General features: G+C 70.8%; 21 protein-coding genes and 1 pseudogene. 4 read left to right on the plus strand and 18 right to left on the minus strand.

Annotated features, from left to right (window positions below):
* Window positions 1-67: 67 nt before the first annotated feature.
* Window positions 68-325 (minus strand): hypothetical protein, encoded by a 258-nt coding sequence (locus JIW86_RS03835; protein WP_257552499.1) that lies wholly within the window; start codon window positions 323-325, stop codon window positions 68-70.
* Between the two features lie 301 nt (window positions 326-626).
* Here JIW86_RS03835 and JIW86_RS03840 point away from each other — a divergent pair, with 301 nt between their 5' ends.
* Window positions 627-1,289, plus strand: a complete 663-nt coding sequence (locus JIW86_RS03840) for a deoxynucleoside kinase (protein WP_257552500.1) — start codon at window positions 627-629, stop codon at window positions 1,287-1,289.
* Between the two features lie 158 nt (window positions 1,290-1,447).
* On the opposite strand, the gene JIW86_RS03845 is transcribed toward JIW86_RS03840, so the two are convergent.
* A complete protein-coding gene (locus JIW86_RS03845; protein ID WP_257552501.1) occupies window positions 1,448-2,557 on the minus strand; it encodes a C40 family peptidase in 1,110 nt (369 codons plus the stop codon).
* Between the two features lie 145 nt (window positions 2,558-2,702).
* Between JIW86_RS03845 and JIW86_RS03850 the strand changes: the two genes are divergently transcribed.
* Entirely contained in the window at window positions 2,703-3,356 is a 654-nt protein-coding gene (locus JIW86_RS03850; protein WP_257552502.1) for a maleylpyruvate isomerase N-terminal domain-containing protein, read from the plus strand.
* Window positions 3,357-3,576: 220 nt separating this feature from the next.
* On the opposite strand, the gene JIW86_RS03855 is transcribed toward JIW86_RS03850, so the two are convergent.
* The 4 genes from JIW86_RS03855 to JIW86_RS03870 form a co-directional block, all read right to left on the minus strand.
* Window positions 3,577-4,128, minus strand: a complete 552-nt coding sequence (locus JIW86_RS03855) for a GNAT family N-acetyltransferase (RefSeq protein ID WP_257552503.1) — start codon at window positions 4,126-4,128, stop codon at window positions 3,577-3,579.
* 168 nt (window positions 4,129-4,296) lie between these two features.
* A complete protein-coding gene (locus tag JIW86_RS03860; protein WP_257552504.1) occupies window positions 4,297-4,830 on the minus strand; it encodes a GNAT family N-acetyltransferase in 534 nt (177 codons plus the stop codon).
* 262 nt (window positions 4,831-5,092) lie between these two features.
* Window positions 5,093-5,986: a hypothetical protein gene (locus tag JIW86_RS03865; RefSeq protein WP_257552505.1), complete on the minus strand. Its 894-nt coding sequence runs from the start codon at window positions 5,984-5,986 to the stop codon at window positions 5,093-5,095.
* Between the two features lie 863 nt (window positions 5,987-6,849).
* Entirely contained in the window at window positions 6,850-7,710 is an 861-nt protein-coding gene (locus JIW86_RS03870) for an MBL fold metallo-hydrolase (protein ID WP_257552506.1), read from the minus strand.
* A gap of 249 nt (window positions 7,711-7,959) precedes the next feature.
* On the opposite strand from JIW86_RS03870, the gene JIW86_RS03875 reads away from it, so the two are divergent.
* Window positions 7,960-8,523, plus strand: coding sequence for an NADPH-dependent FMN reductase (locus JIW86_RS03875; protein ID WP_257552507.1), 564 nt, complete (start codon window positions 7,960-7,962; stop codon window positions 8,521-8,523).
* A gap of 88 nt (window positions 8,524-8,611) precedes the next feature.
* On the opposite strand, the gene JIW86_RS42050 is transcribed toward JIW86_RS03875, so the two are convergent.
* The 8 genes from JIW86_RS42050 to JIW86_RS03915 form a co-directional block, all read right to left on the minus strand.
* Window positions 8,612-8,854, minus strand: a complete 243-nt coding sequence (locus tag JIW86_RS42050; RefSeq protein ID WP_416237521.1) for a hypothetical protein — start codon at window positions 8,852-8,854, stop codon at window positions 8,612-8,614.
* Window positions 8,855-9,064: 210 nt separating this feature from the next.
* Window positions 9,065-9,805, minus strand: a complete 741-nt coding sequence (locus JIW86_RS03885; RefSeq protein WP_257552508.1) for a formyltransferase family protein — start codon at window positions 9,803-9,805, stop codon at window positions 9,065-9,067.
* Complete coding sequence (locus tag JIW86_RS03890; RefSeq protein WP_257552509.1) at window positions 9,802-12,987, minus strand: amino acid adenylation domain-containing protein; 3,186 nt, start codon at window positions 12,985-12,987, stop codon at window positions 9,802-9,804. The genes JIW86_RS03885 and JIW86_RS03890 overlap by 4 nt, the downstream gene beginning before the upstream one ends.
* Window positions 12,984-14,138 carry an NAD-dependent epimerase/dehydratase family protein gene (locus tag JIW86_RS03895; RefSeq protein WP_257552510.1) on the minus strand — a complete coding sequence of 385 codons (1,155 nt, stop codon included), beginning with the start codon at window positions 14,136-14,138 and terminating at the stop codon, window positions 12,984-12,986. The genes JIW86_RS03890 and JIW86_RS03895 overlap by 4 nt, the downstream gene beginning before the upstream one ends.
* Window positions 14,123-16,216 (minus strand): AMP-binding protein, encoded by a 2,094-nt coding sequence (locus JIW86_RS03900; RefSeq protein WP_257552511.1) that lies wholly within the window; start codon window positions 16,214-16,216, stop codon window positions 14,123-14,125. The genes JIW86_RS03895 and JIW86_RS03900 overlap by 16 nt, the downstream gene beginning before the upstream one ends.
* 5 nt (window positions 16,217-16,221) lie before the next feature.
* Window positions 16,222-16,452: a hypothetical protein gene (locus JIW86_RS03905; protein ID WP_257552512.1), complete on the minus strand. Its 231-nt coding sequence runs from the start codon at window positions 16,450-16,452 to the stop codon at window positions 16,222-16,224.
* 20 nt (window positions 16,453-16,472) lie between these two features.
* Window positions 16,473-17,069, minus strand: coding sequence for a hypothetical protein (locus tag JIW86_RS03910; protein WP_257552513.1), 597 nt, complete (start codon window positions 17,067-17,069; stop codon window positions 16,473-16,475).
* Between the two features lie 3 nt (window positions 17,070-17,072).
* Window positions 17,073-18,131: a 3-oxoacyl-ACP synthase III family protein gene (locus JIW86_RS03915; RefSeq protein WP_257552514.1), complete on the minus strand. Its 1,059-nt coding sequence runs from the start codon at window positions 18,129-18,131 to the stop codon at window positions 17,073-17,075.
* A gap of 1,401 nt (window positions 18,132-19,532) precedes the next feature.
* On the opposite strand from JIW86_RS03915, the gene JIW86_RS03920 reads away from it, so the two are divergent.
* Window positions 19,533-20,840 carry a hypothetical protein gene (locus JIW86_RS03920; RefSeq protein WP_257552515.1) on the plus strand — a complete coding sequence of 436 codons (1,308 nt, stop codon included), beginning with the start codon at window positions 19,533-19,535 and terminating at the stop codon, window positions 20,838-20,840.
* A 166-nt stretch (window positions 20,841-21,006) separates the two neighbouring features.
* Here JIW86_RS03920 and JIW86_RS03925 read toward each other — a convergent pair.
* The 4 genes and pseudogenes from JIW86_RS03925 to JIW86_RS03940 all read right to left on the minus strand — a co-directional run.
* Window positions 21,007-21,274: pseudogene (locus JIW86_RS03925) on the minus strand (Tn3 family transposase); the annotation flags it as partial.
* A gap of 19 nt (window positions 21,275-21,293) precedes the next feature.
* Window positions 21,294-21,491 carry a hypothetical protein gene (locus JIW86_RS03930; RefSeq protein WP_257552516.1) on the minus strand — a complete coding sequence of 66 codons (198 nt, stop codon included), beginning with the start codon at window positions 21,489-21,491 and terminating at the stop codon, window positions 21,294-21,296.
* Between the two features lie 398 nt (window positions 21,492-21,889).
* Window positions 21,890-22,285, minus strand: a complete 396-nt coding sequence (locus JIW86_RS03935) for a hypothetical protein (RefSeq protein WP_257552517.1) — start codon at window positions 22,283-22,285, stop codon at window positions 21,890-21,892.
* The gene (locus tag JIW86_RS03940) at window positions 22,282-22,980 is read right to left on the minus strand and encodes a hypothetical protein (RefSeq protein ID WP_257552518.1); all 699 of its coding nucleotides are present in this window, start codon (window positions 22,978-22,980) and stop codon (window positions 22,282-22,284) included. Before JIW86_RS03940 ends, JIW86_RS03935 begins: the two co-directional genes overlap by 4 nt.
* Window positions 22,981-23,008: the final 28 nt, after the last annotated feature.

Below are 23,008 nucleotides of genomic sequence, written 5' to 3' on the forward strand. Positions count from 1 at the left end.
ACGCCGCTGCGCTCCCGCGGGCCTGCCGGTACCCGGGGGCACACGGGAGCGATTGCCTGACCATTCGTCAAGTTGGCGGCGTTCCCTGGGCGATGATCCGGGCGGCGGCGAACTCCGCGAGGTAGGCCTGTTCGGCCTCGTCGAGGCATCCGTAGGCGTCGTCGCCGATGGGGATCCGCAGGGACGAGGCAGTGTCGGATCCGATGATGTCCAGGCCCCACGAAAGCCCTCGGGACGGCCGGTACGGAGACCTTGCTGAAGCAGGTCTGGGACGAGTCTCGGCAGCCCGCAGGACGCGGGTGTAGCCACCCTCCTCGAACGACACCGGGCCAGACCGTGACGGACGGCCCAAGGCGGACGCCGGCTCTCTGGCCAGCACGGGGAGAATCGTCATTTAAGATTCAAGGCGGCTGCGGGACTGCGGACCGTCACTGTGCGCGGCGACTGCGGAACGATCAGGCCGGTCGAGGAGAACGGCCTGGCCAGGGCCTTGGGCCGGACGGGAACCGCATGACGCTGATCATGAAGGTCCCGCGGAGTCGCGTGGCCGCCGACGTGCGTCTCAGGGGTGTGACGCGCCGAGCACACCCGGCCACGAACGGAAGACCCCCGGGGAGAAGTGAGGTATGGCAGTGATCTGCGTCGGAGGCATGATCGGAATCGGCAAGACGAGCGTGGCCGAACTCCTCGCCAAGGAATTGGGCAGCGAAGTCTTCTACGAGAGCGTGGAAGACAATCCGATCCTTCCGCTCTTCTACACGGCGAGCCCCGAGGAGATCCAGGCGAGGCGCTACCCCTTCCTCCTCCAGCTCTACTTCCTGCAGACACGGTTCGCCTCGATCAAGGAGGCCTACAAGCAGGGCGACAACGTCCTCGACCGGTCCATCTACGAGGACTGGTACTTCGCCAAGGTCAACCACGACCTGGGCCGGATCAGCTCCCTCGAGATGCGGGTGTACGAGGGACTGCTCAACGAGATGATGCGTGAAATCGACGGCCTGCCGTACCGCAAGGCACCCGATCTCATGGTCTACCTCAAGGCGGACTTCGATACGGTGCTGCACCGTATCGGCCTGAGGGGCCGCGATTTCGAACAGGACGAGAGCCTCGTCGAGTACTACCGGACGCTGTGGTCCGGCTACGACGACTGGGTACACAAGCACTACTCGGCCAGCGAGGTCCTCGTCGTCGACATGAGCCACACCGATGTGGTGAACAACCCCGAGGACGCGGTCCGCCTGGTGCGGGAGGTCAAGGACGCCCTGGCCGCGGTCAGGCACCAGGTCTGACCCTGTGGGCAGGTTCCGCTGCCGCACGGTGGCCGGGATCGGGAAACCGCCAGGCACGGTTCTGGTCGGAGGTGCGCGGCGCCCTGCTGTGCACAGATGGTCCGCTCCGCAGCCCGGCCGACGGTCGCGATCACCCGTCGGACGGCGCCGCACCCACGTCAGCGGGTGAGGAAGCGGGTGGCACCCACGTAGACGCGGCCGGTGGAACCGATGGGTTCCTCCCTCACCACGTCACCGGTTCGGGGCGAGTTGATCATCATCGGTTCGCCGTTCCTCGTCCCCGAGTAGATGCCGACGTGGGTGACCTCGGTGCCGGTGGAAGGGCGGAAGGCGACGATGTCGCCGGGCCTCAGGTCCTTCGTGTCGGTGATGCGCACCCCGACGGCCGAACCGGCGGGTGCCTGCCCGCCACCCGCGTCGAACTGCGGCTGGGCGTCCCGGGGGATCGTCATACCGAGGGCGGAGTAGACCTGGCCGGTCAGCCCGGAGCAGTCGTAGCCGAATCCGGAGGTGCCCGACCACAGGTAGTCCAGACCCATGAAGGTGCGTGCGGCGGCGACCACGTCCTCGCCGCGCGGCGCGGCCGGCACCTTCGCCAGGTCACCGGCTCGGAAGAACACCCGGGCACCGCTGTGGGAGTAGGCGGTGACGACGCCGGGCAGCGGGCCGGCCTTCACGGGGAATGAGGTGTTGTACGAGTACTCGACTGCCTGCCCCGACCCGGCCCCTGTGAAGGCGGCCTCGGCGGTGGTGAAGCCCCGGGCCGTGGGGCGTCCGACCCGTTCCTGGTGCGTACCACCGGGCGGCCGCCGGTGATCGCTGGTCAGCTGCCGGTCGGGAATCCAACCTGGGTAGGCGCCTCGTCCGGCCTGGTCCCTGGGAGTGGGCTGGCCATGCACCCATACGTGGTCCCAGAGGAGGCCGCCGTGCCACATCGTCTGGTCGACGGTCACCTCCACGCCGTGCAGCGCCTGCGTCTCCCCGGCTACGTCACGACGCTCGTCCAGCGACATGGCCGTCAGCCAGCCGCGGATGTCCGCGGGATTGGCGGTCGCGGGAGCGTCCACGGGCCGGACCTGCCCGGGGCTCACCCAGACCTGGGCCACCGCCACGTCGACGTAGCAGGTCGGGGCACCGTCGCACGGACTCGCCGCGGCGGGCTTGGAACGGTCGGCCAGATCGGCCGGAACGGCGGGGAGTGCGGCGGCCGGGGCAGCGAGGGCGAGGAGCGCTGCGGCAGCCGTCAGGGCGGTCTTCACTGAGTACATGAGCCGATTCTGTCCACTACGCCGCGTCTGCGAACCCCTCCGGCAGTGGAGCGGGAGGGACATGGTGCCCGGCCCGGCAGGCCCGGCGGCACCCGCAGCCCCGGACGGGTACTCGGCCGGCACGTCCGAGTACTAGCTTGTGGGCGTGGACCTCTTCTCAACCTCGTGGGCGGCGTTGCGGGCGGCGGTGGCCGGGCTCGGTGACGAGGACTTCGCACGGCCGTCCGGCTGTGACGGGTGGCTCGTGCGGGATCTCGTGTGCCACCTCGTCATCGATGCCCAGGACGTCCTGATCACCCTCGTCACCCCCGCCGATACGGAGCCCACCAGGGACGCGGCGACCTACTGGGAGGTCGGCGCAGCCCCGGCCGCGCAGGACCCGCTCGACGCACTGACCGTGCGCCTGGCCGCCGCGTACGGGGAGCCGTGGCTGCTCAGGTTCCACCTCGACGACGTCGGCGCTGCCGCAGGCCGCGCCGCCGCCCTCGCGGATCCCTCGGCCCGGGTCGGCACCCGCGGCCAGGTCCTCACCGCCGGCGACTACCTGTCCGCGTACGTCCTGGAGTGGACGCTGCACCACCTCGACCTCGTCGCGCATCTCCCCAATACGCCGGGGCCGCCCGCCGAAAGCCTCGCCGCGGCCCGCGCGCTGCTCGAGCGGATCGCCGGGGCGGCGTACCCGCCGGGGTTCTCCGACAAGGACGCGCTGCTGGTCGGCACCGGCCGACGCGCTCCGACCGCCGCCGAAGAAGGCGCACTGGGCGAGTTGGGAGCGTGCCTCCCGCTCGTCCTCGGCTGACCGGTCAAGCCCGCTCGGACCGTGGGGGTGCCCCGATCTCAGTGAATACTGGCGGGGTCGCCTTCATCGCCGCGTTCACTCCGCAAGCAGACCGACTTGCCATGTCGCTCGGCCCGATGGCGGTGCCCCTCCTCCCCCGGGCTTCGTCCGGGGCGCGGCGTTGGCCGGCTCGGTCAGTCGCGGAACACAGGTGGAGCCGCCGGGTTCGGTGCACCGCCATTCAGCGCGTAGTGTCCGGCCATTCCTCACGCAGCATCCCGAACAGCACGGTGTCGTAGCGCTTGCCCGCCACCAGCACCGTGGACCGGCGTCGGCCCTCCTCGCGGAAGCCCGCCTTGGTGAAGGCGCGGACCGCCCGCTCGTTGCCGCTCCAGGTGTCGAGCTCGATCCGGTGCAGCCCGAGGACCCCGAACAGGTGCCCCACCAGCAGTCGCAGCGCGTCGGAGCCATGGCCACAGCCCCAGCGGCCCCGCTCGCCGATGGTGACGCCGACCGTGGCCTGCCCGGCGAACGGGTCCAGCTCGCGGTAGTCCACCATGCCGATCACCGTGCCGTCGGCCAGATCCTCGACCGTGAAGACGGCCGATTCCTTCGGGTTCAGCCGCAGCATCGTCTCGAAGCCGAGCTCGACGGCCTCCGCCGTGACCGGGCCGAAGCACGGGTTCCCGCCGGCGGCCCAGTGGACCACCTCCGGATCGTTGCGCCACCGAACGTGATGCCCCGCATCCTGCGCACGCAGTGCGCGAAGCCTTACCAACTTTCCTTCGATCATGGACAGATCATAGGGATCGACATGATCGTCGACGATCTCGAGATCGATGGCCTGCACGTGACCCGCTCCCTGTGCGACAGCCACGTCGCCGTCCGGAGTTCAACGGAGTGGGGAGCTTCAGCGAGTGTCGCGGGGGGTAGGGGTGGTACAGGTTGAAAGGGCGTTCCCTTACATGGGGAACGAATGCACGCGCACCGTTCCGGTTGGCCAGTTCACTCCGCCATGGAGCGGTGTCCACATGGTGCGCAGTGGCATCGGTACTGGTCCCTCGTGTTGCTCGACATGGACCTCCTGGTCCAGCGCCTGCCAGCCGAGGCGCTCGTAGAAGAGCGCGAGTGGAGCGCGGCAGAAGAGGAGCGCGTGCTGCGGCCCGAGCGTTCGTGCATGGTCCAGGGCCGCCGTGATGACCAGCCGTGCAAGGCCCTGACCCCGTAGGTTGGGAGAGACGGCCACTCCGCCGACGCCCACCACCTCGGTGTCCACACCTCCGATCGATAGGGGCAGTCGGAGCAGGCCGGCGTGCGCGACGAGGCGGCCACCGAGCCTGATGCCGAAATGATCCTCCTTGGGGAGCCAGGTCAGACCGGTGTGTGCGACGCCGAACGGATCGTCCCCGTTGCCGAGGATTTCGCCCTGTTCCGTCTTCGTGTACTGCGTGAGTCGCACTGTGGTCGGCGATGCGGGTGACAGGTGATCAGACATCCTCACATGATCCCTTTTATGCCACTCCGCGCCAACAGAAACACTCAGCCGACCAGCTGAAGGCACACGGACAGGTCGCCCACCCCTTGGCTCTGACGGGCGATCAGGGCCCTGTCCTTGGTGCCCGCCTGCAGGGCATGCCGTTCGACGCTGTCTCGAGCTGCCCCCTTCTTCTGGAAAGCACCTCAGGGTCAAAACGCGTCAGGCCTGGGCTGGGGAGTGTGCAGGCAGGACTGGACTCACAGGCGCGGCATCAGGTCGGTCAGCGGAAATGCCTTCGCGTCTTCAGGGGGCGCGACAAGTGCAGCGTCGTGTGGAAGTAGCCGTCGGTCTCCTTCCCGTATGGGTCATCGCCGGCCGCGGTCACCGCTTGGACGGCGTATCGCTGTTCGTCCGCGTCTGTGAAGCGTCGTTGCCGGAACGTGTGCGTGGTGGCCTTCTCGGTGACCAGGCCGTTCGCAGCCAGGCATGTGGCGATGGACTCATAGGAGGTGGTACGGAGCACGAAGGCCGCGACCCACACCGGGTCTTGGGCAAAGGCCAGGATCGGTTGGAAGGTGCGGGGGGACAGGAAGGTAGCCCCTCCGGTGATCGTGATCAGCCGGGCGTGCCGCGCGGCGCGAAGCAGAGACGGAGAGGGAGGCGCGGTTTCGAGATTCTCAGCGAAGCCTTGTTCCAGCAGACCGACCTCGCATGCGTAGGAGATGGCGTTCGTGGCCACGTCCAGTCCGATCACCTGGGCCGGATCTTGGCGCCGGCGAGCCGCGTAGTAGCTGCGGTCCCATTCGATCAGTTCGGCTGTAGTGAGCGCAGTGGCCTGAGGCGAGGTGTAGTGGGCATAGAGGTCGTCCAGTGTCACCTCGTGGTTGAGGAGGGCGGCGTTGATTCCGTAGGAGCAGCAGATGTCCAGCACGGTCACCGGTCGTTGCCCCGCGCGGACTGTACCCGTGCGGGCCGCAACCGCCCGCCGGAAGACGCTCTGTCCGTGATGGGGTGCCTGGTATTCCAGGGGGCCCAATGACCGGAAGTAGGCCCGAGGATCCGGCTGGTCGTAGATGTCGTCGAACGCCGTCATACCCTCCGGGACGGGGATCTCCGATGCCTGCGAGCCGTCGGCGGCGACGTTGCCATGACCCCTGTTCCGCATCCCGCTCATGCCGGTCCTCCTCGTACAGCTCAGGTCCGCTATCCGGTCAGAGTCGGTGACCCGGGGCGGTACGGGAAGACGACAGGCAGGAAACCAGCCACGCGCCGCAACAGGCCGGGAGAGGATCGAACGCCCCGGTGCCCGTGCCCCCAGCGGTCTGTTGATCGTCGACTCCCCATGGTCCGAGGACCACGGGCGCGAGATCGTGGCCCGCATTCCCCCCGTACCTACCGCGTCGAGGCGGCTTGGACGGAGGCGCCGTACGAGCATGGCGGCGAGTACTTCGACGGACGGAAAGGTGCCGCCACCCGGCTGCGCGTCAGTGCCGACCCGATGGTTGTCTGGGAGGCGGGTGCAGGAGTGACCCCGACGACATCGGGGATGCGGACATCGCGGCAGCCGGGTTCCACTCTGACAACGATGCCACCGGAGCCATTGCCGATGCCGAGGCCTGGGCGGTGCTGACAGCGCCGTTCCACCGCTTCCGACGGGCCCAGGAATCAACCCCGGGCGCAGCGCCTGGCCCGGACCGGGACACCGAGGACCTGTGCGGCGGCTGGTTCGAGAAGAGCAGCAACGAGGGGTTGAAGGCCGACCTCATCGCGTTCGACGTCGCCGAGGGACGGGCCCCGATCCGGATCGGACGTACCCGGACCGGCACCGTTGCCTCGATCATCGTGCCAGGCCAAATGGCCACCAGCCCCCTCGCCCGAGCACCGAGGTTGCCCAGGCACCCTCGGCGAAGCCGGCACCGGGGACAACAAAGCACCGTTCCGGGTGATGGAGCTGATCCGAGGCGAGGGCATGGACGCGACGCTCTGGCCACGCACCCGGACGGGGCGCCCGGCGCCCTGGTAAGCCTCCGAACTAGCTCAGGAGGTGTACACCACGATGAAATCGCCGCGGGGCTGTGAGCCCGGTTGTCCCGCAGTCTCGGCGAGCGCCTTGCGCAGTGTGCGCAGATGCGCGGCGGTGAGCTGAAGCGGAGGCTCGTCCGGCTGGTAGGTGGTGCCACGGGGGTAGTCGGTGTCCGCAACGGTGGTCATCTCGATGTGGCAGCCAAGGACGTGGGTGACCGGCCGGGTCGCGCAGAAGTTCAGGAGTCGGTCCACGGTCTCGGCGTACGCGGCCCGGTCTTCCACATAGAGCCGCCCGGGGTAGAGGGAGTCGCCGGTCAGCAGCAGGCCCGTGTGCCGGTCGTAGAACACCAGGGCCGCTGAGTGGTGTCCAGGGCCGGGGACGAGGTCGAGGATCCGCCCGCCCAGGTCCAGTTCGGCCGTACGGTGCGGCCAGCCGCCGAGCCCGAAGTGGGCCGTGACCTCGTCCAGGCCGTGGCCGACGACCGTGGTGCCGGGCCTGTCGGTGAACTGCCCGTCGGCCGCGATGTGGTCGCCGTGGCCGTGGGTGTGGGCAACCGTCAGCCCGTACTGCGCGCGGGGATTGCGCATCAGCCAGTCCTCGATCAGTGCGTCGACCGTCGCACGCAGCGGAAAGTGGCCGGGGTCGGAGGTGGCGCCGGTGTCGATGAGCAGCGCGCTCTCGTTCCCGAAGAGGAGGAAGAGGAAGGGTGCCTCGTAGTGCACGGACTTGTTCTGGCGCAGGATCACCGTGTTTTCGGTGTACGCGTGAATCTGGATCTCCGGGGCGGGATCGTGCTTGGGCGATGGCCAGCCCGCGTGCCACACGACGTCCAGGCTGCCGGCGACCGGGATGTCAGCAAGAAAATCGATCACGGGTCCAACCTATCGCCATGGTGCGGGCCCCTGCGGGACGGGCGGCGTGCCTGTGACTGAACCACCGTGTCCGGACGGCGCCGGTGGCGTCGTCCGGGGACGTGCACGATCCGTCCCCGGCGGAGCGCGCTGAGGGCCCTGCCGCGCCCGGCCAGGGGCCCGTCGCTCCCGTCCAACCTGGGCGGCGAACGTCAGGCGCAGGCGAGTCCGGCCTGCATGCCGCAGGCCAGGGGTCGGTAGGGTGATGAGGTGTCTACGCTGCCTCTGATCCTCTTGCTGTCCGGAAGCCTGCGGGCTGGTTCCTCCAACGAAGCGGTACTCAGCACTGCGCGTGCGGTAGCCCCCTCTCACGTGCGCACCGTCGTTTACGAGGGGTTGGCTGCGCTTCCGCACTTCAATCCCGACGATGACACCGATCCTCTACCGGCTCCCGTTGCCGAGCTTCGCGCGGCGATTGGCGAGGCGGCAGCGGTGTTGATCTGCACTCCGGAGTATGCGGGCACTCTCCCAGGCTCGTTCAAGAACCTGCTCGACTGGACGGTCGGCGGCTCCGAGATCTGCGACAAGCCCACGGCCTGGGTGAACACCGCTGCCCCCGGGCGTGGTCAGGGTGCGGAGGCTACGCTGCGCCTGGTGCTCGGCTACACAGGCGCTGCCATCGTGGAATCGGCCTGCGCCAGTATTCCGGTGTCCTCCCAGATGGTCGGCATGGACGGGCTCATCACCGACCCGGAGGTGCGTGAGCAGATCGGCAAGGTTCTCGTCCTGCTGTCGGAAGCGTGCGAAGAGGTCACAGAACTCGACCGGGGGTAGCGTCCGTCGACTGGCGGGGTGCACAGGAGCACACGCTGGTGCCCGTCCGGGGCGGGCGGGACCTGGCAGTCCAGCTCGACCGGGCCGATCAGCGGGTGCACGACGCGCATGTGCGATGCCCGGCGTACGGAGACCTCGTGCAGGTCCCGAGGGCGGCGAGCTCCTCGCCGCCCTCCAGGAGCCGCTCCACCAAGCGTGTCGCAGCCGGGTCGCCGGCCCGTCGGCCGACGGCCGCCCGCAGGTCCGCCACGTGCACGGCTATCGCAGTCGTGCCCCTCCGGCGGGTAGGCGGCGCGCCGGGCATGGTCGGCGAACCGGCGCCAGACCACATGGATCCAGCCGCTCAGGACCGCCGCACCCACAACACCCTTCTGAAACACGGGAGCGCGGACGAGCCTCGACCACCACGACAGGACCGGAAGTATCGGCCGACAACACCAGCAGCCCTGCCAAGTGCGGTAATGGTTCCGACAGTTCGACCTCCTGGAGCTCCGTCCGGAATCCCCCGCGTACGCCACACAGGTACGGCTGCGATGCAGCGTCAGGACCGCGAGCAGCTGCGCGAGCCCGCCGGTGTCCCACCCGGTGGCGAAGCCGGTGAGGACAGCCGGAGCAGCGCCCGGGCGACCTCGGGAGCATGAGCCGCGAACAGGCCGAGGTCGGTGGCACGGGTGTAGGCGGGGTGGTCGGAAAAGGCGGCGAGCCGGTCCAGGGCGCGCAGGCCGTAGTACGCGGACGGCTCCGCCGCCGCGCGGGGTGCGGGGTGCGCGGTTCCGGCTGCGACGGACGGGAGGATCTGCTCGAACAAGGCGCGGCAGGCTCGGACTCCGCGGAGCATGACCTGGTGGTAGCGGTCCTCGGGCCCTAGGGGGAAACGGTGTTCGGCCAGGACCGGACCGGTGTCGATGCCGGCGTCGACCTCGTGGGCGGTGGCTCCGTACTCCGTGTCGCCGTGGAGGACGGCGAACAGGACGGCTATGGAGGGGAGTCCGCGGTGCCGGGGCAGCAGTCCGTTGTGGATGTTGAGGATGCGCAGGCCCTCGGACCGCAGCAGCGGCTCGCGGAAGATCTGCCGGTTGTTGAGGGACCAGACGATGCCATCGGTGCAGGCCCGGGCCAACGTGCCGGCGTGGTCGTTGACGTCCGCCGCCGCCAGGTGGGGCGCCTCGGCGGGCGCGGCATCCAGCGGGTCGGCGGAGCAGACCAGGTCGACCGGATGGCCTCGGGTGGCCGCATGGGTGACGGCGCGGCGCAGCAGGGCTCCCTCTCCGACGAAGATCATGCGGCGGCCTCCTCTCGGGCGGCGGCCAGCCGCGAACAGACCTGCTCGAGCGTCAGGTTCCCTACCAGGCAGTCGAGGCCGCTGGTGAACCACTGGGCCTGGCCGGGGCTCAGCAGGTCGGAGGAGACGGCGGTGAGCATCTCGACGAGGGCCAGGGAATCGCCGCCCAGGACGTGGAAGTCGGAGTCCGCCGACAGCAGCGTGCCGTCAACGCCGAGGATGGCCGCCCAGTGATGCCTGACACGCGCCTCCACACTGTCCGCCGGGGGTGCGGCGGACTGCGTGGTACGGGTGAAGGGGTCGGGGAGGGCGTCGAGATCGGTCTTGCCGCTGACCGTGCCGGGCAGCGTGTCGACCACGACGACATGGGCGGGGACGAGGTGCGCGGGCAGGGTCCGGGCGAGCTCGGACCGCAGGACGCGGGCCAGGTCCGTATGTGTCGCGGAGGCCTCGAGGTGCCCGGCGTGCGGCAGAACGTATGCGCAGAGCACGGCCGCCGTCGAGTGCGGGCGGCGGCGGGGCAGGACGACCGCCCGGTGGACGGCAACGTGGGCTTCGAGGGCGGCGACGACCTCGGCGGGCTCGACGCGATGCCCGGCGATCTTGACCTGCTCGTCGATGCGCCCGGCGAACTCGACGGCGCCGCCGGCCAGTCGGCGGCCGAGGTCACCGGTGCGATAGGCGCGGACGCCGTCGGGGCCGGTGGTGAAGGGTGAGCGACGGACGGCGGCCGGGCCGAGGTAGCCGCGGGCCACTTGGACCCCGCGTACGACGATCTCGCCGGTGCGGCCGATGTCGCCCGGTCCGCTGCCGATGGTCTCGTCGTCCTCGCCGACGAGTTCGACCCGTGCGTACGGGCCGGGAAGGCCGATCGGGACGGTGGCGCCGCTCTCGCCGCCGTCCACGGTGTGGGCGAGCACGGCGACGGTCGCCTCGGTGGGCCCGTACGCGTTGATCACACGGCAGCCGGCCCCGAAGGCGGCGTGCGCGGACCGTACAGCAGCGCGGGTGAGGGGCTCTCCGCCCAGCACCAGGGTGCGCAGGGAGTGCGCGGGGCCGCCGCTCGCGGCGCCGAGGAGGGCGAGGTGGGAAGGCGTGAGCGCGAGGGAGTCCACGAGGTGCTCGACGACGAGAGCACGCAGGACGGCGGGCGAGGGCGTGCCGGGCGCGAGGACGACCGTACCGCCGGCCAGCAGGGGCAGGAAGAGGGGGAAGCAGGAGATGTCGAAAGCGTAGGAGGAGGCGAAGCCGAATCGGGTGCGACCGGTGACCCGACAGACGCCGGTCATCCAGCGGACGAATCCCATGAGGCTGCCGTGCTCGATCTGCACGCCCTTGGGGCGGCCGGTGGAACCGGACGTGTGGATGACGTACGCGAGGTCCCCGGGCCGTACTTCTGCGGCGGCCCTGGGTTCGGCGTCACGGACCGCGCCGGCGACCGCCGCGGCGGTGTGCGGGCCAGGACCCTCGAGGAGATCCTCGACGGCGAGCAGGGTCCCGGGCACGAAAGGGGCGAGTTCCCCGACCAGGTGTCGCCGGGTCAGGCACAGTCCGGCGGCGGATCCCTCGAGGATCTCCCTGATCCGTGCGCCGGGATGACCGGAGTCGAGCGGCACGTAGGCGGCGCCTGCCTTGAGGACGCCCCACAGGGCGCACACTCCGGCGGGAGTGCGGTCGACGACGAGTCCCACCAGGTCCTCTCGTCCGACGCCGCGCCGCCCGAGCCCGGCCGCGACCGCGTCGGAGCGCCGGTCGAGCTCGGCGTACGTGACCACGCCTTCGGGTCCGTCGAGCGCGGGCGCGTCAGGGGTGCGGGCGGCCTGGGCACGGAAGACGTCCACGACGGTGGGCCCGGGAACGGCCCCATCCGGGACGGCCTCATCCGGGACGGCCTCATCCGGCCGCGCCACCGACGGCGCGGGGCGCTCGGCCGCCGCGTCCGGCCCGGCCCGGCGGGCCCCCGCCGCCGGCCTGTCGTCGAGACCGGCCAGGGTCGTGTCCAGCAACTCCGCCGCACGGGCGGCGAGGTCCGGGCCCCTGCCCCGGACGCCCAGCGTGATCTCGGTGGCAGTGCCGGTCTCGGCCGCTACCAGGGAGAGCGGGACCAGCGGAGCATGTACGGGCAGCGCGTAGGCCGTGGACGCTTTGAAACCACCGCCGGAGAGTTCGGTCAGGTCCAGGCGGCCGAGGTGGGAGACGACGGCCGAGGCGAGATACCGGTCGGTACGCAGCGCCACGGCCTGGGCAGTGCGCAGCAGACCGGCGGTCACGGCGGGCGGGAGCACCGCGAGGGCCGTCTCGAATCCGGTGGCGAGTTCGCGGCCCTCGGCAAGGGCGGTCACCAGGTGGGTGTGCGCGGCCGTCCACTCCGCCCCGGGGCGCAGGTCCAGGAACAGCGGCAGGCTCAGGTTGCCCGTCGCCGCGATCCCGGGGCGGTGGCGGCGCAGGTCGACGGGGACCATGACGCGGGTGTCGAGCCGTGCGGCGTCGGTCAGGCTCTGGGCGAGGCGGGCGGTGAGCGCGGGGCGACGACCGGGCAGGGTGCGGCGCAGCCACATCGTCCGGAGCGGGCCGCTGCCGCCGTGGGCGGTGCCGAGCGGGGAGCGCCGGGCGGGCCTCGGTGTGGGCCGCGGCCCGGTGCTGCCCAGCCGGCGCAGCAGCCCGGCATCGGTGTCCACGTCGAGCGCGGGCCGGGCGGGGTCGCCCCGCAGGGCGCGGAAGACCTCCCGTACCCAGGTCAGGGCGCCGTGACCGTCCATCACCGCGTGCGAGGCGCTGAAGACGACAGTGGTGGTCACCTTCCCTTCCCCGCCGGGCACGACCAGTACCTCGCAGCCCGGCGGCTCCGCTCGACGCGACGGCCCGGCAGGCAGCACGACCGTCCCCGGTGCCGAGTCGGCGTACGCACCGGCGCGCGGTGCGGCGTACCGCACCCGCGGCGACGGCCCATTGGCGCTCCACATCGCCCCGACGCGCACGAGCCGGGAGCCCGGACATGCCTCGGCGGCCTGGGCCAGGGCTGCCCGGAGGCGTCTGCGGTCGATCACGCCGTCCCCTTCGACGACGATGCGCAGGGCCATGTCCCCGCGGGTGTCCCCGGCGGCGAGGTAGAGGCGCTCGGTGGGCGACACCGGACGCCGGTAGCGGGTGGCGTCATCGGCGTCGACCTGACGGGATGTCATGACTGGGCGTTCCCTTGTTCGGTGTGGTCGGATGCGGTGCGCGGCGCCGGGCAGGCCGATGCGACGGAGTCGGCGGAGTGGGACGGGCCGGCGGTCCAGGCGGCGACGCCGCCCACCGCCGTCACCCAGTTCCGCAGCGCCCGCAGTCCGTCGGCCTGGGTACGCGGAGCCGCGTAGCCGAGGTCGCGACGGGCGGCAGTGGTGTCGTACGTCGCCGACCGGGTCAGCAGCGCCATCATGTAGCGGCTCAGTGCTGGACCCGTGTCCGTGTCTCCGCCTCTTCCCGCGGATCGGCGGCGCAGGTGCCATCCGGTGTCGACTGCCGCGGCGATCCCGCGGCCGAGGAGGAGCGGTATACGCGGGGCGGGCGGCGGGCAGTCGAAGAGGGCGCCGACCCGGGCCAGGAAGGGCCACAGGTCCGTCTCCTCGCGGTCCACGACGAAGTAGGCCTTGCCGCCGACCCGCCCGGCAGGCGCGATCGCGGCCCGCAGGCAGGCGTCCACCGCGTTGTCGACGTGGCACAGCGACACCAGGACCCGCTTGCCGCCCGAGAGATCCGGCAGCCGGGCCGCACGCATGGCCTCGACCATGCGCGGCAGGAATCCGGCGTGGTCGCGCGGGCCCCAGATGCCACGCGGGCGCACGGCGCAGGTGGTGAACTCCGGCCCGTCGGCCGCCCGTACGTACTGTTCGGCGATCGCCTTCGTCTCGCAGTACTGGTTGAACCACCGCTCCGGGTACGGAGTGCTCTCGTCGATGCCGAAACGGTCGCCCTCCCGTACCCGCATCAACGCGCTCGGGCTGGAGACGAACACGAACCGCCGCGCCCCCGCCGACCGCGCCTCTGCCAGCAGCCGCAGCGTGCCGGTGACATTGGCGGCCTGGAACTGCGCGCGGCTGCCGTGGTCGACGACCCGTGCCGCGCTGTGCAGCACCGCCTCGCAGCCCTCTGCCGCCCGCCCGAGGGAACCGCCGTCGGTGAGATCACCGGTAACGACCTCGACGCCGGGCAGGGAGCGCAGCCGTACCGCATCGCTGCCGGGCCGTACGAGGGCGCGGACCAGATGGCCTTGGCGCAGGGCACCCTCGACCAGGTGCCCGCCCAGGAACCCGGATGCTCCGGTGACCAGAATCTTCACAGGGACCGCCACCAGGTCGCACCGTAGAGCATGGTGCGTCCGACCACCGAGGAGGTCCCGTGTCCCGCCGCCCGGCCGCGCGGCAGCGCGAGCGGAACCTGCGCGGCGTGCACGCCGATGCTGAGGAAGGCGTCGGCCCACCACAGCCACCGCAGCGCCGGGAGGTCGGGGACCCCTGCGGTCGCGGCCCACACCGCCCCGCCGACAAGGTACGCCCACCCGGCGAGCGGCACGATCTGGACCGCCCGCCGGCGCCGGGCAGTCCGGGGCTGCTGCCGCTCGGCCCAATGGGCCAGCTCCTCGCGGCCGATCTTGGCGTTGTGGCGGATGTCCACGGGGAAACCGGGGTGGCGCAGGAACTCCTGGATGCCGGTCGTCGGGGCGTGTGCCTCGGCCATCGCGCGCAGTTCGGCGACCAGGTTCGTCCACCCGGCGTCGTCGAGAGCCGCGCCTTCCGCCCCGGTCTCGGTCTCCACGCACACGACGGGCCGTTGCGCGCCGGCCGGCCCGATGCCGACCAGGGCGGTGCGCCGGACCAGAGGGTGGGCGTTGAAGACGCCCTCGCAGCGCACGGTGTGCAGGTCTCGGTAGGCGGTGCGGACCCGCTGCGCGGCGCGTCCGCAGAACCACAGCCGTCCCTCGTCGTCGAGGCGGCCGAGGTCACCTGTCCGGTGCCAGACGCGCGGGGCTTCGCCGCCCGGGCGTTCCTCGGTCACCTTGTGCGCGGCGTCGCATTGCGGTGCGCGATGGTAGCGCCGGCTGACGGAGTCTCCGTGGACCAGGATCTCGCCGACGCGCCCGGCCGGCAGGCTGGTCTCGGAGTCCAGGCGGGCGAGAGGGCCGTCGGTGACGGGGGCGATGGTCACGCGGGTGCCGGGAACGGGCTGGCCGACACAGGTCCCCTCGCCTGCGGCGGACCGGGCCGCAGTACCGGCACGGTCGCCGCCGCTGCCGCTGCCGCCGTCGCCGTCGCGGTCGCGGTCGCGGTCGCGGTCGCGGTCGCGGTCGCGGTCGCCGAGGATCCCAGCTGCCTCGATCGAGGTGATCGGCAGTGCCTCCGTGGCCCCGTACGTCACATGGATCCGCGCCTTCTCGTCGAGTACGCGGCGCAGCGCGGCCACGACCGCGTCGGGCACCGGGGCCCCGCCGGAGACGACGCAGTTCAGGTCGGGCAGCGGGTGGCGGCCGCGTGCGGTACCGGTGAGGTGCCCGGCCAGGTTCCGCAGCAGAGCGGGTGAGGCGAACATGGTGGTGACGCGGAATCGTTCCAGAGCGTCCACGATCAGGGCCGGGTCCGCCCGGGCGACCCGGGCGGGGGCCAGCGGCGCGAGGACCAGGGTGGAGCCGTAGACCAGGTCGAGCACCCCGTAGAAGGGCATCGTGACGAGGGAGACGTCGTCGCGGGTGCGGCCGTGGACCGCCTCGATCTGGCGGGCGATGGACAGAGCCATGCGGTGGGTGTACTCGACTCCCTTGGCGGGGCCGGTGCTTCCGGTGGTGAAGCCGATCATCAGCAGGTCGTCCCCGCCGGTCAGCGCCGCCGCCTCCTCGTGCCTCCCGGTTCCCGAGGTGGCGCGCAGCGCGGCCAGCGTGTGGCCGCGGCCGAGCCGGCATCGCCCCAGGGTGATGGGCACGCGCACCGCTGCGAAGGTACGGCGACTCAGGACGCGCACGAGCTGGGCGACGGGCGGTCCGATGAATGCCTCGGCTCCCACGGCCCGGTAGCAGTGCAGCATGCGCCGTACGCCCATGCCCGGATCCACGACGACGGGCACGGCTCCGACCCGGAACAGCGCGAAGGTGAGCGCGAACAGCTCCGGCCCGGGTGGGGCCATCAGCACCGTTTTGGTGCCCCGGGTGATCCCGGCCCGCTCGAATCCGCGGGCCAGCATCTCGACCGTCTCTTGCAACCGGCCGTAGGTGAGGGTGCGGTAGCGGGAGCCGCGCCCGTCGGGGTGGATGACGGCCGGCTTTTCGGGAAAGGCGCGGGCGTTCCACTCCAGCCACCCGGCCACGGTCCCCGTCACGGTGGCGAGGTGCTCCGCGGCGTGGTCGGCGGGCTGCCCGGTAGCTGACCTCGTGCTCCTCACGGGGCTCACCACCCCTCGGGCCGGTAGACGGCACATGCCGCGCTGGGTCCGGCGCCGACGGACACGAACAGCAACTGGTCGTAATCGTCCCGGCGTACGCCGTCCATCGCCCGGAGGTAGCCCAGGACCGGCGCCGCGGTGTGCGGCTCTCCCCCGCCCTCGGCCTGGGCCGCGGACGGGCCGATCACGAACGTCCGGTCGAGGTCTACGCCGGTCTCCTCCGCGTAGTCGGTCACGGCCCGCGCCGCGAACTCCCTCAGCCGCTCCCCGTGGCCCGGCTCACGCCGGACGGTGATCGCAGCCCGCCCGTGCCTGCCCGTGGCGTCGGTGTCGAGGTAGCCCTCGACATCCGTGGGCAGGTCAGCGGTGTAGTGGCGCACCGGACCGAATCCGGCACCGGGGTCGGCGCTGCGCTCCAGCAGGAAGGCGCCGGCCAGGTCCGCGTACGGGTAGCCGGTGTCGCGGTCCGCGTCACCCCCGGGTGCACGTCGGCGGCCGTGATCAGCACCCGCTCGGTGCTTCCCGTTTCCAGCAGTGCATGCCCCACCTGGACGGCGTTGAGCACACCACAGGCGCCGTTCATCAGGTCGAAGGAGAAGCCTGCGGCAGGGTCGGGGTCGGCGATGTAGTCGAGGTTGATGCCGACCTCCTTCTGCACCAAGGCCGCCATGGCCGGCTCGAAGGTGTTGTGCTCCCGGTAGACGCCGACGTTGACGAGCACGCCGATCGACGAGGCCGACACCCGCGCCCGGGCCAGGCAGCTGCGGGCGACCCGGCCTGCGAGGTCCACGACGGACGCGGGGGCGGACCCGTCGGGGACAGCGGTTGCGGCGGCGGTGATGACCATGCCCACGGCTCACACCCCCACGTTCGTGAGCGTCGCGGACAGGGCACCGGTGACCACGCCGGAGGCAGCCGGCACCAGGAGGAACTTGGCCCCGGGGCGGGCGCTGCCCGTCCTGAGGTGCTCGCACAGTGTCAGGAAGTGCGATGTCGTGGCGGTGTTTCCATACCGCTCCACCACGGAAAGGGAGGCAGGCATGGGCGTGCCGAATTCGGCCTCGGCCATCTGGTTGGCGTAGTCGATGAAACGCGTGCCAACCTGGTGCTGGATGACGTAGTCGAACTCCTCACCGGCGAACTCCCGCCCCCTCTTGGCCAGGAAGTCTCCGTGGAACCGCGGCCACAGCCTGAGCCGGTCGCGGTTGTGCATCTTCTTGTTGTCTGTGTACAGGGCGATGCCCGGGGTGCGGTCGCTCGGCATGCCCATGCACAGGTGGGAGTACTCGGAGCAGGTCATCAGCTCGATGTAGTGAATGCGGTCGGCCGGGTCGGCGGAGGCGTCCAGGACGACCGCGGCCGCCGAGTCGCCGACGGAGAGCGAGGCGAACTGCGGGTCGTAGGAGTCGGTCATCTCCCGTGCGGCGGTCTGTGCGACGCGGGTGGCCTGCTCGCCGCTGACGACCAGGCCTCGCCGGACCGCACCGGAGCGGATCATCCGGTCGAGCAGCCAGACGCCGGTCATCATGCCGGCACAGGCGTTGGAGACGTCGAAGTGGATGGCGGAGCGGGCCCCCAGCTCCCTCGCGAGCATCGAGGCGAAGGAAGGCTCGAAGGTGAAGCGGCCGCCGTCCTTGAACCGCGTGATCGAGGCGGAGATGACGATGTCGAGGTCGGCGGCCCGGTAGCGGGAGGACGCCAGGGCGTCCCGGGCGGCGGTCAGGGCCATCCCGAACGAGTCCTCGCCGGCGGCCGGTTCGGGGTCGTACACGCGCCGCTCGGCGATCCCGGTGATCTTCTCGATGTCCACGTCCCCCAGCCCCGGGACCCGGGCGGCGAGTTGAGGGGTGGTCTGTACGGCTGCCGGCAGGCAGACGCCTAAGGCTTCTATTCGGCTGTATTCGGTCGTGCTCATGTATGTCGCTCTCCGTGGCGGTCCGCCGCGGGCATGGGAGTGCCAGGGCAGTAGATGACAGAGGGATGCAAGGGGCGTCCAGGGAATAACGGACAGTGAAGTTACCGTAGCGTACAGATCTCCCACGAGTTCGTCAGAGATCCGCAAATGCGGCACATCCGGTCGAATACCGGCCACCGGACCCGATGGCGACACCGTGCAGAGTCAAGGCTTCCGACCCTTTCCGCAGCGCCTGCACGCTCGAAAACCTGTCCGGAACCACCCGGTCCACCCGGTCCCAAGCCGACCCGCACGTAGGAACCCGACGCATCCATACGGGCCGGGGCTTCTGGCCGGGAATGCGGCCTCGGGGTGCCTCCGCCAAGTCCGGGAACTCGTCGACGCATCGCACCGACTACTCATGGGGAAGGCGTCGGGGCACGAAGGGATGCCACCTCGGCACGTACGGGGTCGGTTCCGCAGCAGGTCCGGTCGCACCCGGTATCACTCCAGCGGGACCGACGCCGCCCCCCAAGGGGCCTTCCTCTGGTCCCTGTACGCGTTGTTCCTCGGCGGCGCGGGCCGGCCGGGGATGCGGTGGAGGACTTCAGCGGTCTCACCCCGGGGGTCAGCGGGTTCCTGATCAATCTGCTCGCCCAGGGCCAGCAGGAACTGGAACGCAGCCGCCGGCTCAGCCGGCGCTTCGACACCGCCCGTGACTTCGGCCCGGGAAATGCCCTGGACCCCCGGTCGGACAACGGCGCCAGCGGTGAGCACATCGGTACCCACACCCTGATGTCCAAGGGCACCGGGAAGAGCCTGCCCGTCCACGAGGAGACCCGCCGGCTCGCCCGGTTCGCGTCGATGACCGTCGCCCGCCACCTGGTGACGGAGGTCAACACGGACCCGAGCACGGCTGGCGGCCTCGACTGGGACCGGATTCTCCGCCACTACCTGCGTTTCCCGTCCGCCGGCCCCGTCATGCGGGAGTCACAGGTGCTCACGTTCGACGCACGGGCGCGGACCCGACTTACGAGGATATTCCGGATAAAGTCGTCCAGCCCGAGGTGGAGGGCCGGACGCGGCGCTGCGGCTTGCCGCTCGGCGCAAGGGCACCCTCCGCGCAGAACTCGCGAAGCGCTACCGAGACCTGGAGAAGCGGGTCGACCAGTTTCAGCTGCTGCTCAGATTCTGACCACCGTCACGTTCGGCAAATGGGATGACATCCGCCGGGGCCGCCCTCCAGGGCGGACCCGTTCGCGCGTCTTGGCCCGTTCGCACGTCTTCATGCTCCGTCCGGGCTGTCCGCGCCCCCGTACGGATCATGCCGGGAAGCCGACGGCGGTTGCGCATGGTCGGCTGGGCTCGGCTGGTTGCGGTCCCCTGACGGCCGGCCGTACACCGCAGAAAGAGGAGTCTCCGATGTCTCGTCGGCATGTCCCGGCCGTCCTCGGCCTACTGGCGGGCGCGCTGGTGGCGGTCCCCGTCCCGGCCGCTCACGCCGCCACGGTGCAGGTTCGCTGCTCGGTCCCGGATCTCGTCGCGGCGATCAACGCCGCGAACAGCTCACCAGGGCCGGACACGCTCCGGCTGGCGCGCAAGTGCACGTACAAGCTGACGGCTCCGGACGCCGTGAACCCCGGCAACGGCCTTCCGGTGATCGCCAGTGAGATCACCATCGACGGGCGTGGGGCCACGATCAGGCGGGACGGGCGCGAGAGCAACGTGCCGAAGTTCCGGATCCTCTTCGTAGGACCGACGGGAAACCTCACGCTCACCCACACGACGATCAGTGGTGGCTTCGCCACGGACTGCCCTGCTTTCCCCGACCCCCCGGGCCTGGCCTGTGGCGGCGGCATCTCCAACGCCGGAACGATGACGGTGACCCGGAGCAAGTTCATCGGCAACACGTCCCGGTCTGACGTGTTCGCCCAGGGCGGCGCCATCGACAGCCCCGGCACCGGAAGCGTGAGCGAGACCGAAGTCACCGGAAACCACGTCATCTACAGCGGGAGCGAATCCGGCGGCGGCGCCGCCGGCGGCGCCATCGCGAATGACGGTCCGCTGACGGTCACCCGCTCCCGGCTGACCGGGAACACCGCGGCCGTCACCAAGAACACCCAGAGCACCGCCTTCGGGGCCGGCATCATCAGCTTCGCCGAGACGACCGTCGAGGACACCATCATCAGCAAGAACCGTTCCTTCGCCCCGGGCGGGTTCGCGCGTGCCGCCGTCTCCAACGGCATTCCAGCGCCCGGCAGGATGACCGTGACCGGCGGCGCCATCACCGACAACACCTCGGACGCTCCGAACGGCGTCGCCCAGGGCGGCGGCATCGCGAACAACGCCCTGATGACCGTGAGCAAGGTGAAGATCAGCGGCAACCGGGCGGTCGCCAAGGACGGCACCGCACGCGGTGGTGGCGTCCGCGTGGGCCCCTTCGGCACGCTCGAACTGACTGACAGCCACATCACCGGCAACACCGTCAACGCGTCGAACGGTACGGCTCAGGGCGGCGGCCTCGACAACCCCGACGGCGGCACCCTGACAGCCAGGCGCAACAAGGTCCTCCACAATGCGGTCACCGCGAAGGACGGCACCGCACAGGGCGGCGGCCTCTACCACGCCGGGGACCCGCGGGGCTGGGCACGACCACGCTGGAGGAGAACTCCATCACCCACAACCGGGCGGGCGACGGCGGCGGCATCTTCAAGGCGTCCGGCGTCCTGACCCTGAACGGCGATGTCATTCGCGACAACCAGCCGAACAACTGCAGCCCGGCCGGTGCGGTCCCGGGCTGCACCGGCTGACGGTCCCCCAAGGGGCAGTCCAGCCCGCCGGGCTGTGAGGCCCACGAACTCGACAATTGACTGCCGGGCCGCCCGAGCGGCCCGGCTCATTCCTCTCCGCCGTCGTCATCATCGTCCAGCTCGACCGCGTCCGGGTTGCGCAGGGGCCGCAGCCCCTCGCGCGGGACGGACGCGCTGAAGCTGTAGCGACCCAGGACGTTGAGGTTTCTGTGCTTGAGCGGGGACAGCCGCACGATGTCCTCGTCGCGGATCTCGTGGCCCTCCGCGCGGAGCTGGGCGACTGTGGCGTCGATGTACCGCGTCGTCCACAGCACCACCGCCGTTGAGGACCAGGCCGAGGGCGGCGAGCTGGTCTTATCCGAACTAGCCCAGCTCAGCGACGGTCCGCCTGCGAGCCGACGTTCACCACGGAAAGCAGTTGTGAAGAAGTTGGGTGGACGGGCTCCGGCGGGCGTGTCGTCTCCCCACACTCCCGGTTGCGTTCGTCGTCCGAGACGTCAAGGACGGCGGCAAGCTCAGCCAGCTCCGGCGTGATGGCGGTGCCGCATTTGGAACGGAGCAAGACGGTCATCCCCTCGTTGTAATACTCAGGACTACTGACTCGCATCCTTGTTTCGCTGCTCGGAACCGATGCACGCGACGACGCCGCGGGAATAACACCGTCTGGGTGGCCGCTTCACCGGACGAGGTGAGGTGGTTCCACTGGCCTCCGATCTCTGCGGCCAGTTCGGCGGCGCGCATCTGGACCGTGCGGAGCTGACCGGGTCGACGGTGAAGTCCGCGACATGGCGCGGGGGAAGGGCCCGGTGACGGCCGTACCAGCTGCCAAGGTCGAGATGCCGTGGCGCCGGAGCTTCCAACTGGGGTAGGCGGCTCAGAGTCAGAGGGGGCGTGTGGGGTGGCCGGATACGGCAGCGAGCGGACCCTCCTGGCGCCGGAGGGTCCGCTGCGGGGAAGTTGCTCGGGGAGCTACCGCTTGTGCCCGTGCTGCACGTCCAGGCACAGCGCCCAGACGTCGGAGTAGCTGTTCGGGGAGGGCGAACCCCCGCTGTGGGTGGCTGCCGTCCAGTACGACGGGTTGGAGCCCCCGTCGCCGACCGGGGTGCCGGCGGCGTCGCTGGGGAAGCTGCCGTTGAGGTGGGGGCCGCCCGAAGTCGCCTTGCTGAAGTCGGTCGTGGTCACGTTGCCTCCGCTGATGGCGGCGCCCCCGCTGACCAGTTGCCCGTCCTCGCGGGAGCAGCCGGCCGTCGCCGTCTGTCCCGTGGAAGCCGTGTTCGGGCCGCTGACCTCACTGAAGTGGACCGTCGTGGAGACGTGCTTGAGGTCGATGTCGTCCGTGCTGCAGATCGCGTAGGCGTAGGTCATGTTGTCCTCGCCGCGTCCGCCGCCGATCCCCCGACGGCCGTCCAGGAGTCGGGGTCGGCCTCACCGTCGCTCGCGGCGATCGCGCCGAAGTGGTGTTCGGAGTCGTTGAAGGTGGGGAAGCTGGCGATCGGCTTGAGGCTGCCGACGCTGGCCGGGGTGGTGCGGGCGCCGCCGCCGAGCAGGCGGGTGTTGGCCGGGCAGGTCGCCGTCACGAGCTTGGACGACAGCCCGCTGGTGGGCCCGGAGGCCTTGTTCATGACCACCTGGGTGTGCCTGATCAGGTTGCTGTGCAGGCAGATCGCGTACGGGGTGGTGGAGAAGGCGGTGCTGCTGCGGCTCCCGCTTCCGCCGAACGCCATCCAGTGCGTGGCGTCGCTGCCGACGGTCCCGGGCGTGTCGGTGTACTCGGTGGCGCCGTCGGCACTGGGCACCATGCCCATCACGTGGTTGCCGTTGGCCATCTCGTCGTCGCCGATGGCCTGGTCGACGCCGCCGCCGGAGACGAGGCCGTCGGCGCAGTCCGCGTGCGAGGAGACCCCGGTGAAGGGGGTCGCCGGGCCCATGGTGGCCCCGGGGGTGATGACGGTGACGTCGGCGGTCTTGGCGTACGCGGCTCCCGGCACCGCGACGGTCAGCAGAGCGGCCAGGATCAGGGCCTTGCCGGTGGCGGAGCCCCGCCGGAGTTTCGTGCTCATCGAATTCTCTCTTGTTTACTTGTACGTG

The sequence above is a fragment of the Streptomyces sp. NBC_00162 genome (genome assembly GCF_024611995.1).
Taxonomy (GTDB): Bacteria; Actinomycetota; Actinomycetes; order Streptomycetales; family Streptomycetaceae; genus Streptomyces.